General features: G+C 35.0%; 14 protein-coding genes and 1 tRNA gene. 4 read left to right on the top strand and 11 right to left on the bottom strand.

Translation table 11 applies throughout. The features are described from left to right. Window positions 1-24 precede the first annotated feature (24 nt). From CDH50_RS11515 to CDH50_RS11525, 3 genes are all read right to left on the bottom strand, one after another. Window positions 25-372: a four helix bundle protein gene (locus CDH50_RS11515; protein ID WP_100612573.1), complete on the bottom strand. Its 348-nt coding sequence runs from the start codon at window positions 370-372 to the stop codon at window positions 25-27. A 69-nt stretch (window positions 373-441) separates the two neighbouring features. Then, window positions 442-1,236, bottom strand: a complete 795-nt coding sequence (locus tag CDH50_RS11520) for a TrmH family RNA methyltransferase (RefSeq protein WP_100612433.1) — start codon at window positions 1,234-1,236, stop codon at window positions 442-444. Continuing rightward, a complete protein-coding gene (locus CDH50_RS11525; RefSeq protein ID WP_100612434.1) occupies window positions 1,229-2,311 on the bottom strand; it encodes a DUF3810 domain-containing protein in 1,083 nt (360 codons plus the stop codon). The genes CDH50_RS11520 and CDH50_RS11525 overlap by 8 nt, the downstream gene beginning before the upstream one ends. A gap of 200 nt (window positions 2,312-2,511) precedes the next feature. Between CDH50_RS11525 and CDH50_RS11530 the strand changes: the two genes are divergently transcribed. Further along, window positions 2,512-3,975: an aminoacyl-histidine dipeptidase gene (locus tag CDH50_RS11530; protein WP_100612435.1), complete on the top strand. Its 1,464-nt coding sequence runs from the start codon at window positions 2,512-2,514 to the stop codon at window positions 3,973-3,975. Between the two features lie 89 nt (window positions 3,976-4,064). On the opposite strand, the gene CDH50_RS11535 is transcribed toward CDH50_RS11530, so the two are convergent. The 8 genes from CDH50_RS11535 to CDH50_RS11570 all read right to left on the bottom strand — a co-directional run bounded on the left by CDH50_RS11535 (window position 4,065) and on the right by CDH50_RS11570 (window position 11,408). Further along, window positions 4,065-4,904: a hypothetical protein gene (locus tag CDH50_RS11535; RefSeq protein ID WP_100612436.1), complete on the bottom strand. Its 840-nt coding sequence runs from the start codon at window positions 4,902-4,904 to the stop codon at window positions 4,065-4,067. Next, a complete protein-coding gene (locus tag CDH50_RS11540) occupies window positions 4,901-5,401 on the bottom strand; it encodes a hypothetical protein (protein ID WP_198513490.1) in 501 nt (166 codons plus the stop codon). Before CDH50_RS11540 ends, CDH50_RS11535 begins: the two co-directional genes overlap by 4 nt. Window positions 5,402-5,530: 129 nt before the next feature. After that, window positions 5,531-5,896: a DUF2200 domain-containing protein gene (locus CDH50_RS11545; protein ID WP_100612438.1), complete on the bottom strand. Its 366-nt coding sequence runs from the start codon at window positions 5,894-5,896 to the stop codon at window positions 5,531-5,533. A gap of 199 nt (window positions 5,897-6,095) precedes the next feature. Next, window positions 6,096-6,317 carry a membrane protein insertion efficiency factor YidD gene (yidD, locus tag CDH50_RS11550; RefSeq protein WP_100612439.1) on the bottom strand — a complete coding sequence of 74 codons (222 nt, stop codon included), beginning with the start codon at window positions 6,315-6,317 and terminating at the stop codon, window positions 6,096-6,098. Window positions 6,318-6,462: 145 nt separating this feature from the next. Continuing rightward, on the bottom strand, window positions 6,463-7,944 hold the full coding sequence (cysS, locus tag CDH50_RS11555) for a cysteine--tRNA ligase (protein WP_100612440.1): 1,482 nt from the start codon (window positions 7,942-7,944) through the stop codon (window positions 6,463-6,465). A gap of 75 nt (window positions 7,945-8,019) precedes the next feature. Then, window positions 8,020-8,697 (bottom strand): GTP cyclohydrolase I FolE, encoded by a 678-nt coding sequence (gene folE, locus CDH50_RS11560; RefSeq protein WP_100612441.1) that lies wholly within the window; start codon window positions 8,695-8,697, stop codon window positions 8,020-8,022. Window positions 8,698-8,870: 173 nt separating this feature from the next. Further along, entirely contained in the window at window positions 8,871-10,376 is a 1,506-nt protein-coding gene (locus CDH50_RS11565) for an OmpP1/FadL family transporter (RefSeq protein ID WP_100612442.1), read from the bottom strand. A gap of 24 nt (window positions 10,377-10,400) precedes the next feature. Continuing rightward, window positions 10,401-11,408: a hypothetical protein gene (locus CDH50_RS11570; RefSeq protein ID WP_232732007.1), complete on the bottom strand. Its 1,008-nt coding sequence runs from the start codon at window positions 11,406-11,408 to the stop codon at window positions 10,401-10,403. A gap of 132 nt (window positions 11,409-11,540) precedes the next feature. Here CDH50_RS11570 and proS point away from each other — a divergent pair, with 132 nt between their 5' ends. The 3 genes from proS (at window position 11,541) to rpsT (ending at window position 13,515) form a co-directional block, all read left to right on the top strand. Continuing rightward, window positions 11,541-13,019 (top strand): proline--tRNA ligase, encoded by a 1,479-nt coding sequence (gene proS / locus CDH50_RS11575; protein ID WP_100612443.1) that lies wholly within the window; start codon window positions 11,541-11,543, stop codon window positions 13,017-13,019. 149 nt (window positions 13,020-13,168) lie between these two features. Then, window positions 13,169-13,240 (top strand) — tRNA-Glu (locus tag CDH50_RS11580). Between the two features lie 23 nt (window positions 13,241-13,263). After that, a complete protein-coding gene (gene rpsT / locus CDH50_RS11585) occupies window positions 13,264-13,515 on the top strand; it encodes a 30S ribosomal protein S20 (protein WP_100612444.1) in 252 nt (83 codons plus the stop codon). Window positions 13,516-13,597 lie beyond the last annotated feature (82 nt).

Here is a 13,597-nt window from a genome sequence, read left to right on the forward strand (position 1 = left end):
TAATGAATGATTAATAATGTGTGATTAATCTTTTGATGATTGAATTATTTTGAAAAGTATTTTTAGGATGCTGTTAAGTTCATTTTCTAGTTCTATGAATTCTTCATTAGAAATATAGTCGGAATCTTTAAGGAGCCTTAACCAATAGTGTGTTTCTCTAGCTTCTTTATAAGAAATGGACATTTTAGCTCGAAAATCTTTTTTTGAAATGCCGCCTATAGCTTCTTCAACATTTGCCCCAATCGAAGTCCCTGATCTTAAAATCTGCTTTGAAAGAACATATTCATTTTTAGCAATCAATATCCTATTTAATTTAATGATACTAAGTGCTAATGCATAGGTTTTGGTTGCTATTAAATTTTCTTTAAGTATCATTAATTGTTCATTATTAATTACTAATCATTCATTATTAATTGCACATTACTAATTAGACATTACTAATCATTTCCTCCTCTGTCTCTTCACCTCAAAAATAAGAATGCCTGCAGCGACCGACACATTCATGGAATCGATGTCGCCTTCCATGGGAATGATGATATTTTGCGTGGCGTTATTTAACCACTCATCACACAAACCTGTTGCTTCTGTTCCGACAACAATAGCGGTTGGTTTGGTGAAATCTTGTGTGTCATAATTCACTGAAGCCTGCAAAGCAGCGCAATAAATGTTTATGTCTTTTGATTTTAGAAACTCAATAATTTCCGAAGTTGTACCTGTGGCTATGGGATTTGTAAACACACAACCAACACTGGAGCGGATGATATTCGGATTATACAAATCCGTTTTTGGGTTGGCTATAATAACAGCATCCACTCGGGCCGCATCGGCAGTTCTTAAAAGCGCACCGATGTTTCCTGGTTTTTCGGGAGCTTCGGCTACTAAAATTAATGGATTTTTAGTTTTAAATGTCAGTTCAGTTAGATTATGTTCTTTGCTTTTTGCAACGGCTAAAACGCCTTCGGTGGTGTCGCGATAGGCTAATTTTTGATAGACCTCTGTGGTAATTTCGATAGTGTTTAGCTGTTTAGTTGTTAAGTTTTTTAGTTGTTCAGAACTGATGATTTCTGGATTAAACAACACAGTTTCCAACTCATACCCACCTTTTAATGCCAGCATGATTTCGCGTTCACCTTCAATTAAAAACAAACCGCTTTTTTTACGTTCGCGCGACTTATCTTTTAGCTGAATTAACTGTTTGATATATGGATTTTGTGTACTGCTAATTTGTTTATTCATTGTAAATTAAATCAGATTCTTTTTCAAAATAATTAACCAAAAGTGCCACCACATAACTGTAACTTTCCATGCCTTTGGCTTGATTGTTGGCTTTTAAGAAATTACTATAAAATCCTTTAAAAAACGGCTCTAACGGATTATCATGTGCTTCCCAAAACTCACGGGATTCTTTGTAATTATCTAAAATACCCGGATTTATGGTTTTCAAAAAACCATCAAATAAATCTTTGTCACGATTATTAATTTCATTCAAGCAGAAACGCAAAGCAAAGGTATAACCACAATATTTAAAGTACATATCATCATGGTTTATAGCGGCTAAGCAGCCAATAAAATTAGCTTCGTTTTCGGCGGCATAACCTAATTGGTGGGCGATTTCATGCGTGGTTGTCGTTGGGAATAAGTATGCGGGAATCAAACCGTCAACCTGTGCTTCATTGGTAAACGGATTTAAATAACCACTAAAACCCATATAAGTCAGAGGATAACTGTACAATGATTTTTTTACACTTTCAGGATGGTATTCCAAATGAGGAAATGTTTGTTTTAAATTATCATAACCCAATGGAGCCAATTCTAAAATTTCAGATTTACTATAAGGTAGGTCGATTTTTGTTGTGTCGTTTTTTTTGATTTCAACAAATAGGGCATTCGACTTTGCAATTAATTTTTTGGTGACTACAATCAATTGTTCAGTGGTATAATCCGCTTCCAAATTTAGGTTTTTGTGTAGTGGCAAGCGGTGATAGTTCATGCCCCACAATACATGAAAGGCAAAATAACATATAGCTACTGCCGAAAACACGTCTATAAACCATTGTTTGGTGTCTAATCTTAATCGTTTTCTATTTATAAAAAGCCATCTTAAGCCATAAATAATAGCCAAACCATAAACCAAATCGCCAAAAGAAAACGGTATCCAACCAAGGGTGTGTCTGAATATTTTAGACACCAATTGGTAAAAACCATTACTATAATACTGTTCAATAAACTCAGGGTACCGCGACAACCACTTTATAATGATATACTGCGGAATTAGGGACAGTGCCAGTATGGTTTTTTTGTCTTTAAGCATGCTTCAAAAATAGATAAAAATTTGTACCCAATTGTAGTCGACCATTTATTTAGGTTTCTACCTGCTTTTCACTATATCTTTTAATTTTGTCATTCCTGCGTAGGCAGGAATCCACAATTAAAAGGATGCCGTTTCAATCAGGAGTAAAAGCCAGAATCAGTGTATTTTTGCTAACTTTGTTCTACTTTAAAAATAACTTAATGAATTCAGAAATAAGAAACCTTCAACCAAAATCCCTTTGGAATAAATTCGCAGATTTAAATGCCATCCCCAGAGCCTCTAAAAAAGAAGCGCGTGTGATTGCGTTCATGAAAGATTTCGGAAAGTCGTTGGGATTGGAAACCATCGAAGATGCCGTTGGAAATGTCATTATAAAAAAACCGGCGACCAAAGGCATGGAGAATAGAACTACCATTGTGATGCAATCGCATTTGGATATGGTGCACCAAAAAAATAGTGATACGGTTTTCGACTTTGACACGCAAGGGATTGATATGTATGTTGATGGCGATTGGGTACGGGCGAAAGGCACGACTTTGGGAGCGGATAATGGTTTGGGCGTTGCCACCATTATGGCTCTATTAGAAAGTAAAGAGATCCCGCATCCAGCTATTGAAGCCTTATTTACTATCGATGAGGAAACAGGCATGACAGGTGCTATGGGATTGCAAGGTGGTTTATTGACTGGCGGTATTTTATTGAATTTAGATACGGAGGAAGATAATGAAATAGGTGTGGGGTGTGCTGGCGGTTTGGATGTCACGGCAACACGCGAGTATCAGGAAGAAGAAACCCCTGAATTTAAAATCGGGTTTAAAATCACCGTGAAAGGTTTGCAGGGCGGGCACTCGGGGATGCAAATCCATGAAGGTTTGGGCAATGCCAATAAAATCATGAACCGTTTGTTATTTGACGGTTTTGAGAATTTTGGATTACGGATTTCGGAAATGGAAGGCGGGAGTTTACGAAATGCCATTCCAAGAGAAAGTCAAGCTATTGTTGCGATTGATGCCATTCATGAAGCAGTTTTTTTATGGGAAATGGCCGCTTTGGCAGACACGATTAAAACGGAGTTTAAGACGATGGAGCCCCATTTAGAAATCAGTGTTTCTAAATGTGAAACGCCCAAAATGATTATGGATTTAGGAATTCAAGAAGGTTTTACCAGAGCCTTGTACGCGGCTCAAAATGGTGTTTACAGCATGAGTGCTGATATTCCTAATTTGGTGGAAACCTCTAATAATATTGCCAAAGTGGTTATTAAAAACGGAACTATTAAAGTGGATTGTCTCACACGGTCTTCGGTGGAAACGGCTAAAATGGATTTGGCAAATTCGTTGCGCGCTTGTTTTGAGTTAACGGGTTGTGAAGTCACGTTTTCGGGTGATTATCCGGGGTGGACACCCAATATGGATTCGCCCATATTAAAAGTCATGACCAAACTCTATGAAGATTTAAATGGCGAAAAACCCCATGTAGCGGCTTGCCATGCCGGATTGGAATGTGGCATTTTAGGTAAAAACTACCCCAATATGGATATGATTAGTTTTGGCCCCAACATTAAAGGCGCCCACTCCCCAGATGAACGTGCACAAATTTCATCGGTACAAAAATATTGGGAATTTGTGTTGGAGATTTTGAAGGGGATTCCTGATAAAAAGTAGTTTTTTTGTTATTAAAAATTGAATAAATCAGATAAAAATTTACTGGATTTTTGAAAAGTCTAGAACCAAGGAATTATTTTTTCATGGTGTTACCAAACGTTTTTATATTCAGATAAATCTTTGATACAAGTATATTTTTTATCGTTGACGAAATAAACAAAAATATGCGAGCCTAATTCGTCAATATGAAAGAACTCTTTATCAAAGCCAAGTGATTTATTTAATTTTACATTCAATAGATTATTTGATAAATCCCATTCTCCATATCTGTTAACATTATTTAACCAAGTAACTTTTAGTTTGTTTAATCCGTTTTCATTATATAAAAATAATTGTCCATTTTTAAATTTCCATTTTCCAAGTAAGTCAGAATTTTGATAATTGTATGGATTTATTTTCTTGTTAATTTTCATGTTTTGGAATAATTCCCAAGTGAATTCAGGATAATTGTTTTCTCCAAAAATTGGGTAATACTCTTTGTAGTTAGCTATAAGTTTGTTTACTTTTTCGTCAAATTGTTCTTTAGTTAATAATTCACTTTCATAAATATTTTTTAAATTTTGGTATTCAGTCGATTTGTGTATTTTGTCAATAATTATCTGCTCTTCTATTATATTAATCTTTTCTTGATACTCGGTTTCTGTTAATACTCCTTTATCTTTAAGAATTTGAATACTTTGTTTTTGTTCATTAATTGAAATTTTCGATTTTTCGGTTTTGTGTTGATATTTGTAATTGTTTGAAGATGAGTTTTTTGTGGTATTAAAAAAGTAAATTAAAATAGCTAAAATCCATTGAAGAGGCGGAAAAAGAAAACAAATTGTTAAAAACACTTTTTGCGAATAAGTGAAATTTTCAGATTTCCATATCAAACTGGTTGTTCCAATTGTAATCCCAATTATAAGTGCAATACCTATTTCAGTATTCATATTTTTATTCTATTTTCGATTTTTTCAAAAAGACCATAATAAGAATTTTTTTGTCTTTTTTGTTTCAAAACAACCTTATTTATAACAGGGTTGTTTAGAAAAAATACCATGCCATTTTCCCAAGAATTCCAAACTTCTTTAGGGATTCTTCCCATTGTTCTCCAAAGATATTCCTCTGCGCAAAAATTCAAATAATCTATTATTAACTTTTCATTTTCAGGTGTGAGTTGATATTTTTCATTTTGCTCTGATTTCTCAATTATTTCTTCTAAAGCATTATTGAATGTTTTATCATATTTAGTATTGAATTCTGTAAATAGTTCTTTGAATAATTTATCATTTTCAGTTTTGTACTGTCTAATTCCAAGCGATAGTGAAATTCCAGTAGCAATAATAGCTCCTAAAACTTCAACTCTCTCTTTGGTCAAATAAAAAAATCCAATACCAATTATCATTGAAATTAGATTTATTAATATTATGTCTGCGTATTTTTTCAAATGTGTGGTAACTTTAAGAGATGGATTGTTTTAATTATCTATATCGATATTTAAACGAAGTTCGACATTTTTTCTCACAAAATCAAAATAATAATTAGAAATCAAAAGAACTACAGAAAGCAAATAATTTTAAGAACCCCGCAATATCTTCTCCATCTTCCGTCCCTTTGCCAATTCATCTACTAACTTATCTAAATACCTTACCTGTTGTGTTAATGAGTTTTGAATTTCTTCAACACGATAGCCACATATAACACCAGTAATCAGTTGCGCGTTTGGATTTAAATTAGCTTCCTTAAAAAATTGTTCAAAGGTTACTTTTTTATCTATGAGTTCTTGGAGTTTTTTCTCGTCATAACCTGTCAGCCACGAAATGACTTGATGTAACTCGTCTTTCGTTCTGCCTTTCTTTTCCACCTTAGTGACGTAATGAGGGTAGACTGAGGCAAAGGTCATGTTTGCTATACGCGCGTCGTGGTGGCTGGTGTCGTTCATAATAGTCGCATTGTTGTAAAACGAATATAATTGAAATTTTTTATAGAGTCAAGAAAACGTCATTGCGAGGAGGCACGACGAAGCAATCTGTTTAATTTGGTTCTGCATCATGAGATTGCTTCGTGCCTCGCAATGACGGTTGAATTTAGTTCTACATCATGAGATTGCTTCACTTCGTTCGCAATGACGGTTTGCAACGTTAAGGCACAGGATCATAACCCGAACCGCCCCAAGGATGGCAACTAAAAACACGTTTTATGGCTAACCAACCACCTTTAAACAAGCCATGTTTTTGTAAAGCTTCTTTACTGTAGTGCGAGCAAGTGGGTTGGTAGCGGCAGGTTGCAGGCGTTAATGGCGATATAATGGTTTGGTAGATTTTAATTAAGAACAGAAACGGAGCGATTAATAATTTTTTCATTTCAATAGTTTAATCGTTTAAACGAAAGTATATCGAACGGTTTTACAACTAAATAACAAATTTTAATGCCAGTTGTTATAGCTTGTTGTCAAGTCGAAATGTACAAGACAGTTAAACAATTACACGATTAAACAAATCCACAACATTACGACAAAGAAAAAGTAGTTCCTTCCTTCCCATCCTTCAACTGAATACCAGCTTCAGCCAATTCATCACGGATTTTATCAGATAGTGCAAAATCTTTATTAGCTCTGGCGTCTTGTCTTAATTTGATTAGAATATCTACAGCCGCTGATAATTTATCCGTTCCAGAATCGGTTTTAGTCACGTTTTTTAAACCTAAAACATCAAAAGCAAAAGCATTTAAGGTTTCTTTTAAAAGCAATAAATCCTCTGAATTTAATGTTTGCGAACCTTCTTTAAGTTGATTGATATATTTAACCGCTTCAAACAAATTCGCAATTAAAATAGGGGAATTGAAATCATCATTCATGGCATCATAACACGATTGTTTCCATGATTTTACATCAATTGTAGATGTTTCCGAAGCTTTTAATTCATCCAACAAATTAATGGCATCCATTAATCTGTAAAAGCCTTTTTCGCTTGATAATAAACCATCATCCGTTAAATCGAGAACACTTCTATAATGGGCTTGGGCGTTAAAAAATCGGATGACACTTGGCGCAAATGCTTTACTGAAAAAGTTATTATTTCCAGATAATAATTCATCTGGATTCACAATGTTTCCAGTGGATTTCGACATACGTTGTCCGTTTAATTGCAACATATTGGCATGCATCCAATAATTTACGGGTGACTGACCTTTAGCAGCTTGGTTTTGGGCAATTTCACATTCATGATGTGGAAATTTCAAGTCCATGCCACCACCATGAATATCAAAATGATCGCCTAAATATTTTGTGCTCATGGCTGTACATTCCAAATGCCAACCAGGGAATCCATCGCTCCAAGGTGACGGCCAACGCATGATGTGTTGTGGTTCGGCTTTTTTCCAAAGGGCAAAATCTTGTGGATTTTTTTTGTCGGATTGTCCGTCCAATTCACGGGTATTATGAATTAAATCGTCTAATTTTCGTTTGCTCAATATGCCGTAATCGTTGGTTTCATTGTATTTATGAACATCAAAATACACAGAGCCATTGGCTACATAAGCAAAGCCGTTGTCGATGATGCTTTTAATAAGTTCGATTTGTTCAATAATATGACCAGTCGCCGTTGGTTCAATACTCGGTGGCAAAAAATTGAAGGTGTTTAAAATGTTATGAAAATCAACGGTGTAACGTTGCACGATTTCCATAGGTTCAATTTGTTCTAAACGTGCTTTTTTGGTTATTTTATCTTCACCGGCATCGGCATCATTTTCCAAATGCCCCGCATCGGTAATATTTCTAACATAACGCACTTTATAGCCAAGATGTTTCAGATATCTAAAAATCATATCAAAAGACATAAATGTTCTCACATTCCCTAAATGCACATTGCTGTAAACGGTCGGCCCACACACATACATGCCCACATGACCTTCATTTATAGGCTTGAAAGATTCTTTTTTTCCTGAAAGTGAATTGTATATCTCTAGTTTTTGATGCTGAAAAAGATGCATTGTTGTTAGTTGTTTAGTCGTTGAGTTGTTTAGTCGTTGAGTTGTTTAGTTAGTAAATAAACTCAACAACAAACATTAGAACTTAGTGTCAAGTTTTATATAATCTAAAAATTCCCTGCGTGTGGCTTCTTCCTTGAATTTTCCGCCGAATTCTGATGTTACGGTGCTACTTTCCACATCCCTTATGCCTCTAGAATTTACGCATAAATGTTTGGCATCAATAACGCAAGCTACATCTTGAGTATCTAAAACTTCTTGAAGTTCTTTAACAACTTGTATGGTTAAACGTTCTTGTACTTGCGGACGTTTAGCGTAATAATCTACAATGCGGTTCATTTTGGAAAGTCCAACAACGCGTCCGCTAGAAATATAAGCAATGTGTGCTTTACCAACGATTGGCAACAAATGGTGCTCGCAAGTAGAATACACAGTAATGTTTTTTTCAACCAACATTTCGCCGTATTTGTATTTGTTTTCGAAAGTAGAAGCACTTGGTTTTTTCTTTGGGTCCAATCCGCCAAACAATTCTTTTACAAACATTTTGGCAACTCTGTTTGGCGTGCCGTTTAAACTATCGTCTGTTAAGTCCAATCCCAACGTTTCCATAATATGGCGAACATCGTCTTTAATGATTTCTATTTTTTCTTCAACAGAAAGTTTAAAAGCATCCTGTCTCATAGGTGTATTCGATGAGGTTCCAATATGATCTTCACCCAAAGCATCAAAATCCTCAATGTTTTTCTCAATTTTCATGTGTTCAAAAAACTAATTTTTAGTCAGCAAAGATAAGTAATTCCGATTTGTTATGTTTTGTATTAACAAACAATTAATCCTGCTGTAAATTAATGGGAGATTTAAAGTCATTTATAAAACGAAAAAGCCTGAACTTTTGGGTTTAGGCTTTTTAAATATAAGTTGAAAATGTGTTAAATATTGAAAGCTAACGATAGCGTTACATTTGAATTTTTATTCAGAATATTAGCTGTATCTGTCAAGCCAACATTGTATAATGGCGTTTCAGAGTTTCTTTCAAAAGTATCAAAAGTTAAATCCAATTTGGTGTTTCCAAAGTTGTAACCTAAACCTAATGAGTAGCCAGTTAAATCACCAACCGTAAAACCGTTTACATAAGGACTTTCCTCAAAGCGGTAACCGCCTCTAAAGCTCAATTGTTTTACCTTGTATTCACCACCAATTCTGTAAGTTGATGCCGATGTTAACACATTGGCTACATCACTATTTAAACCAGTAAAATCACCTGCAGGTTTAAATTTAGTAGTGCTATAATCTTTTACTGAATAATCAAAACTGATTAAACCTTGCGTGCCAAAAACATACGCCAAACTACCCGTTATTTTTGCAGGTGTTTGTAATCTGTAATCTGGATAGATGTTTACGATTTGAGGGTTGATGGTTTTGGGACCAAAATCTCCATCAGTAAATAAATATTGAGTTGTTTCTTCCGAAATGCTGTACCATGTTGGTGAATCGTAGGTTAAACCAACTCTAAATTCGTTGGTTAATTTTAATATACCGCCTAACTGAAACGAAAATCCATTACCTGTAGTTGATAAGGTGTTTCCAAATTCTATATTATTTACCAATGAGTTGTTATTAGAATTATCCTCATATAAAGACGTTGTACGGTTATAATTTATAAAGTGGGAATTCAAATTTACACCTAAATATAGATTGTCTCCGTATTGCGCCGCCATATTGAAAGCAATTTTGCCATTTAATCCTGTAGCTGTATAATAATAATCATGGTCAAAAGTACCATTGGCAAGATTTGAAGTATAAGAGGTATTGTTATCGTCATCTACATCTGGTTCAAGAATATAGGATTGATAACCTAAAAAGGCTTGTTGATGACCAAAACCAAACACATCGCCAATATCGGCATAAGCATCGGTTATAGATTCATTACCTATTAATGAAATGTCTCCCAATCTCACTCCATTGGCATAATTTAAAAAGTAAAAATCAATGGATTGGTTATTTGTGTTTGTGCCAACGGCATTCCACGTATCATCATAGTTATTTGTTTTGTCATAAGCCACACCAATTGTGAATTTCTTCCAAGGAGAATTGGAATTATTATTTGCAAATACAAAGGACACGCCACCTTGATTGATATCAAAGTCCGTTTCAGAAATAGAGGTAAACCCATTAAAATATTGGGTATCATTTTTTGTGCTTAAATTCGAAAGGGAAAATGAGGCATGGCTTTGCGAAAAAATAGCCGAACCGGCAGGGTTGATGCTTATGGCACTCATATCACCTCCTAATGCTCCAAACGCACCACTTAAGGCTCTAAAACGAGCGGTTCCTTGAATTTCACTTTGTGAATATCTCACAGCATCGGAGATGTCTTGTGCGTATATTGTGGTCGCAGACATTAAGCCTATGAATAGGAATTGTAGCTTTTTCATATGTGAATTTTATATTTTTTAATATTATCGTCTTCTACCACCACCTGACGAACCGCCTGAGCTGCCTGAACTACCACCTCCAGAAGACCTAGAGAATGAGCCTGAGTTACTGCTGCCACTATTAGTAGATCTAGAATAATTTCCTGAATTATTGCTGGAGCTATTACTGTCGCTTCTTCTATATTGGGTAGAATTGTTATTAGAAGATGGAGAAGATGTTGTATTGCTACTATTCCTTCTTGACGAATTATTGTATATAGTTGATTGTGAATTGCTACTACGATTTGTTGAACTATATGGACTAACAGTACTACTTCTTCTATAAGAACTATTATATCTAGATGTGGTGCCATTATTGTTGTAAGAGGAACTTCTGGTACCTATGTTATTTGATGGATAGCTATTTCGTCTGCTGGCACTATAAGACACATTGTTTCTACCATAATATGCGCCTCCGTAAAAGTTATTGTATCCATTAAACACATAAAATCCAGGGTTATACCAGCCACCATAAAAGCCGCCATAGAATCCACCATAAAAGGGATCATAGAATCCCCAATTATTCCAGCGATTGCCATAGAAACCACCATAAAAAGGATCATAAAAACCACCCCAATTGTTCCAACGGTTGCCGTAAAAACCGCCATAGAAAGGCCTGTTCCACATGCCAAAACCACCCCAGCCAAAGCTCGGTTGCACATTAATGGTTACTTGACTGTTGGTTTGTCCCCAACCGCCATATCCTTGGTAATTGTTATTTATAGAATCATTTTCATAATTATTGCTTTGGTAAGAATCAATGTCAGTGAAAATAGTACCCTCATTGTTTACACTTTCATATTCTAAAGCCTTGCTTTTAAAATAATTTTTATAGTAATCATTAGAATTATTTTGAACGACGACAGTTTCATCATTTTGAGAAATAGTTCGTGGAGTTTCGCCATAAATGCCATCATTGTCCACACCAACATATTGGTATGAACCGCATGATGCCACAGCTAATAGCAATGTGAAAACTGCTATTAATGGCATTTTTCTTTTTAAGTAGATTATATTTTTCACATTTCAAGCATTATTTTTATGTTGAACATAACAAAAATAGTTAGTTTTGCCAAACTATTTCGATATTTAACATAGTCACAATTTTTGTGCCAAAACAATTGTATGAGTAAAAAACTTACCAGTAGAGCAGAAGATTATTCAAAATGGTATAATGAGCTTGTTGTAAAGGCTGATTTAGCTGAGAATTCGGCTGTTAGAGGTTGCATGGTAATTAAGCCCTATGGCTATGCTATTTGGGAAAAAATGCAGGCGGAATTAGATAAAATGTTTAAGGAAACAGGACATCAAAATGCGTATTTTCCTCTTTTTGTTCCAAAAAGTTTGTTTGAGGCTGAAGAAAAAAATGCCGAAGGCTTTGCTAAGGAATGTGCCATTGTAACACATTATAGATTACAAACCGATCCCGATAGACCAGGTAAATTGCGAGTAGATCCAGACGCTAAACTGGAAGAGGAATTGATTGTAAGACCAACATCTGAAGCCATTATTTGGAATACGTATAGAGGCTGGATACAATCTTACAGGGATTTACCTTTATTAATCAATCAATGGGCCAATGTGGTGCGTTGGGAAATGCGTACCCGATTATTTTTACGCACAGCGGAATTCTTATGGCAAGAAGGTCATACAGCTCATGCAACTAAGGCGGAAGCCATTGCGGAAGCGGAATTGATGAACAACGTATATGCCACATTTGCGGAAAATTTCATGGCAATTCCAGTTATACAAGGACTAAAAACCGAAAGCGAACGTTTTGCTGGTGCCGATGAAACCTATTGTATAGAAGCATTGATGCAAGATGGAAAAGCGTTGCAGGCTGGTACATCGCATTTCTTGGGTCAGAATTTCGCAAAAGCATTCGATGTGAAATTTGCTAACAAAGAAGGCAAGCAAGATTATGTTTGGGCAACCTCTTGGGGCGTTTCAACACGATTGATGGGGGCTTTAATTATGACACATAGTGATGATAACGGTTTGGTGTTGCCTCCAACGTTGGCTCCTAATCAAGTGGTGATTGTGCCTATTTATAAAAGTGAGGAAGAATTGAATGCCATAGATGTGGTAGCAAACGGTATTTTAAAAGAGTTAAGAAGCAAAAATATATCCGTTAAGTACGATAATAGGGATACACAACGTCCAGGTGCAAAATTTGCCCAATATGAATTGCAAGGTGTTCCTTTGCGTATTGCTATAGGTCCAAAGGATTTAGAAAATGGTACGGTTGAAATAGCAAGACGTGATACATTGACAAAAGATGTTGTCCCTTTAATTAATTTGACTGATGTAGTGGAAAATTTGTTGGCAGATATCCAAAAAGCATTATTTAAAAAAGCATTGGATTTTAGGGATTCCCATATAACAGAAGTAAATAATTTCGAAGAATTTAAGTCCGTTTTAGAAAATAAAGGTGGATTTATCTCGGCACATTGGGATGGAACCAATGAAACAGAAGAGAAAATAAAAGAGCTTACCAAAGCCACTATTAGATGTATTCCATTGAATAATAAGCAAGAAGCAGGCGTTTGTGTGTACACAGGAAACCCTTCAAAAGCAAGAGTATTATTCGCAAAAGCATACTAATTTAATTTTTTTTCAAAAAAGATTAAGTAGGTCTTGTGACATTTAAAAATAGTTGTATTTTTGCATCCGCAATGGAAACATTGTAAGTTATTTGAAAAGTGTTGCAAGTTTAAATATTATAATTATATTTGCGCTCTCAAAAAAATAATGGCCCGTTCGTCTATCGGTTAGGACGCCAGGTTTTCATCCTGGTAAGAGGGGTTCGATTCCCCTACGGGCTACAATTAAAAAAAACAAAATTAAAATGGCAAATCATAAGTCATCGTTAAAAAGAATTAGAAGTAACGAAACTAAACGTACAGTAAACAAATATCAGCATAAAACAACTCGTAATGCTATAAAAAAATTACGTGAGTTAACTGATAAAAATGAAGCTGAAACGTTATTTCCTTCAGTAGCTTCTATGTTAGATAAATTAGCTAAGAAAAATGTTATACACGCTAATAAAGCGGCTAACCTTAAATCTGGCTTGTCTAAACATATAGCTGCGCTTTAAGACTCAGATACAAATTGTATCCATAAAAAAACCACTTCAAATTAAATTGAAGTGGTTTTTTTGTTTTATGTGTTAACTCTGA

It is taken from the genome of Confluentibacter lentus, from assembly GCF_002806995.1.
Lineage (GTDB): Bacteria > Bacteroidota > Bacteroidia > Flavobacteriales > Flavobacteriaceae > Confluentibacter > Confluentibacter lentus.